The sequence below is a fragment of the Moorena sp. SIO3I6 genome (assembly GCF_010672095.1).
In genome coordinates, this window is record NZ_JAAHHU010000513.1 from 1 (window position 1) to 2,996 (window position 2,996).

The 2,996-nt window shown below is 42.9% G+C and carries 3 protein-coding genes and 2 pseudogenes; 1 reads left to right on the top strand and 4 read right to left on the bottom strand.

Annotation, left to right across the window (positions count from 1 at the left end):
• Positions 1-224: pseudogene (locus F6K49_RS38770) on the top strand (trans-splicing intein-formed DNA polymerase III subunit alpha C-terminal partner DnaE-C); the annotation flags it as partial.
• A gap of 10 nt (positions 225-234) precedes the next feature.
• Here the strand turns inward: F6K49_RS38770 and F6K49_RS38775 are convergent.
• From F6K49_RS38775 to F6K49_RS38790, 4 genes and pseudogenes are all read right to left on the bottom strand, one after another.
• Positions 235-507 carry a hypothetical protein gene (locus F6K49_RS38775; RefSeq protein WP_229415399.1) on the bottom strand — a complete coding sequence of 91 codons (273 nt, stop codon included), beginning with the start codon at positions 505-507 and terminating at the stop codon, positions 235-237.
• Positions 508-915: 408 nt separating this feature from the next.
• A pseudogene (locus F6K49_RS38780) lies at positions 916-1,821 on the bottom strand (serine/threonine-protein kinase); the annotation flags it as partial.
• Positions 1,822-1,915: 94 nt separating this feature from the next.
• Complete coding sequence (locus tag F6K49_RS38785; protein WP_293021741.1) at positions 1,916-2,224, bottom strand: DUF3593 domain-containing protein; 309 nt, start codon at positions 2,222-2,224, stop codon at positions 1,916-1,918.
• Between the two features lie 172 nt (positions 2,225-2,396).
• Positions 2,397-2,687, bottom strand: coding sequence for a DUF2499 domain-containing protein (locus tag F6K49_RS38790; RefSeq protein ID WP_008184715.1), 291 nt, complete (start codon positions 2,685-2,687; stop codon positions 2,397-2,399).
• Positions 2,688-2,996 lie beyond the last annotated feature (309 nt).

Here is a 2,996-nt window from a genome sequence, read left to right on the forward strand (position 1 = left end):
AAGTTACGACAAACAACCTTAACCAATTAAAATCGATTCTGCAAAAACATTCCGGTAAAAAACGTCAGGCAAAAGTACCCGTACTGGCAACTATTCCTACACCCCAGCAGTATCAATTTGTCCGTTTTGATTCTAAATACTGGGTGCAAGATGACCAAGTAACCGTTAATGCTCTTAAAGCTAGCGGATTTGATGCCCGTATTGCTCCAGTCATCAAGAGTTGAGTCTGATAGCTTACAAAAATCGAGCCAATAATTCTTGACGAGACAATTTTAGCAATAGGGGGGTAAATTCTTCTGGAGAGAGTGCAATCAATGGCTCAATGATGGCGAGGAGTTGCTGGTCTAGTTCACCAAAACGCGATCGCAATAAGTAAGTGACCATACTACGGCGTTCATTTTGCATACCTTGGACTAGTCCCTCTTGTTTCCCCTGCACTAGTCCCTCTTGTCTGCCAAGCTGAGTAGCCACTTCAAGTCGTTGTTGATAAATTCCAGATAATTGCATTACTAACTCCCGGTTATCTTCCTCTTCCGACTTCCCTCTTACCTACTCCCTACTCCCTACTCCCTACTCCCTTCTTTATCAACCTGAACCAGGATTTTGCTGAGGATTAGAAGAGCCAATAAACTCAGATTGAATCTCCTCCAATTCCCGATCAAGTTTAGTTTTAGTTTTCGGTAAACTGCTAGAACCAGCAACCTTAGAGCCAAGAGTTGGATGTTTTGAGTTAGGGGTCGGATTACCCATAATTTCAGACTTCAATTCTTCTAATTCTTGAGCAATCCTTTTATTCAATCCCCCAACTGCAGGCTTTGATGGTACAGTAGGTTTGATAGGTGTAACTGGTTTTCGTTGTCTTAGAGGTGTAACTGGTTTTTGTTGCCTTAGAGGTGTTGCGGGAGTTGTCTTAAGATGCAACTCTTTACTTACCTCAGCCGCTGATTGATAACGTCGGTTAATAGCCCCTGCTATCATCTTGTCTAAGATGCGACCAAGCTGATCACTAATAGGATGACTCAAAACGTTGCGCCAAATCCAGACACCCTCCCTGACATCAAATAAATCACAGGGGTGCCTATTGGTCAACAAATGAATACAAGTGATACCAAGACTATAGATATCACTGGCAAAAACTGCTCTACCAATACTTTGCTCTGGTGATACATAACCAAATGAGCCAATCGCTGTCCCAGTTTTGCCTAGACTAGTGCCAGTAGCAGCTTTCGATGCTCCAAAATCAACTAGAACCAGTTGACCTGGGACCTGGGTTGCTCCCCCGACAACCGAAGACCTTAAACTCCTGCGGCGAATAATGTTTTCTGGCTTGATGTCCCGGTGGATGACATGATGTTGATGAACAAATTGCAGCAATGGCAGCAAATCATCCAGTAGCGCCCGAATTTGTGCTTCATTAAATCCACCCCGACTGGCCAGTTCTTGGACTAAGTTTTGTCCATCGATAAACTCTTGCACCAAATACTGTTGGCTATCTTGACAAAAATACGCCAGCAGTTCCGGAATTTGAGGATGTTTGCCCAACTCATCCAGCCGTACCGCTTCCAGGGTGAATAACTCAGCTGCTTTTTGAACCGTGTTAGTTCCCTGGGCTTGGGGAAAAAACTGCTTGATGACGCAGGGAGGTTTGGAAGGTTTATCTTCGTCCACAGCCAAGAAGGTTTTACCGAATCCACCTTGACCTATAGGTTTAATCCCTCGGTATCGCTCTTTGAGCAGCAACTTCGAGCCACAGGCAATGCAAAATTTAGTTCCTTCTCGATTTTGGGGATTGGGGCAAGTGGGATTGAGACAGTAGCTCATTATCGTGGTCAGCAGTCGGTCTTTTATCTATAATAATATATTGCCCTATCTACGAACAGATATTTTTGAGGCCATCTTCCCTACTCCCTACTCCCTACTCCCTACTCCCTGTTCCCTTTGCTATATGTTCCATAATTGCTTGTCGGAAGCCCAGTACTACTAAAGTATTGGACAGGGTTAAAAAAAACTCAGCACTACCATGTAGCCAATCCACATCAGCTAATGCTTCCTGATAAGCTACCTTGGAATAAATCCCAGCTGGGATGGTAACAAAAACAAACACCAAGAGGACGTAAAATCCGATTAGCGCTAAACGGGGTGTTTGTCCAGAACGAGTGAGAAACCATAAGAATCCTAGGTAAGGAAATAGGGAAATAGCAAATAATGTGTCTTTAGAAATCATCTGAAGATAAGGAAAAATGCTTGTCAAAATGATTCGGAAAACGTCAGCCGTTAGCTGTCAGCCGTCAGCCGTCAGCTGATAGCTGATAGCTGATAGCACCTCAAGTAGCATCTCAAGTAGCGCTTAAGCTGAGTGATTACCGTAAAACTTATCCCTGGCATTGGTAGCAACCCTACGCTGAACGCCAAATCCACCAAGCTGCTCCACAAAGGGTACAGTTACCTACAACCGTCATCGCTGCTTGGAGTGTTACCATCCACTCCAGGGATTGTTGGTTGTCAAAAAAGTGCCAGGTGATAGCACACATAGCACTGACCAATGCTGGTAACATAGCAAAAGACAATGCCCACCATGCACGATTGCCAGTAATTTCACCATAGGTCCAGATTAACCAAATTGCAGCAATCCACTCGATAACACTGGAAATGTGAATAATCCAAGTTGGAATTGATAGAGCATGCATAAAAAAACTTATTACTACAGACTAATGGGTAATGGGTAATGGGTAATGGGTAATGGCTTAGGAGTAATCAAAATTACTAATTTTAAAGTTACCAAAACCCAAGCTTGATAATAGTGAGGCTTCTAGACATCCCATTATCGACCGTTGACTTGTTTGAGTATACCAAGATTATACCAGCTACTTTACCTAAACTTTAAACTATGATTAGTACTAATGCTAATAACCAATCCGAACATGCCTAATCCTATCCTGGCTAAATAAAATATAGCGTTTATTATAGCTATATAACGATTTTGCCTTTGTCTCTAT

What these genes read in the sequence shown, in the direction of transcription:
- F6K49_RS38790 (WP_008184715.1), bottom strand. Translation starts at nt 2,687, where the DNA reads ATGCATGCTCTATCAATTCCAACTTGGATTATTCACATTTCCAGTGTT.
- F6K49_RS38775 (WP_229415399.1), bottom strand. Translation starts at nt 507, where the DNA reads ATGCAATTATCTGGAATTTATCAACAACGACTTGAAGTGGCTACTCAG.
- F6K49_RS38785 (WP_293021741.1), bottom strand. Translation starts at nt 2,224, where the DNA reads ATGATTTCTAAAGACACATTATTTGCTATTTCCCTATTTCCTTACCTA.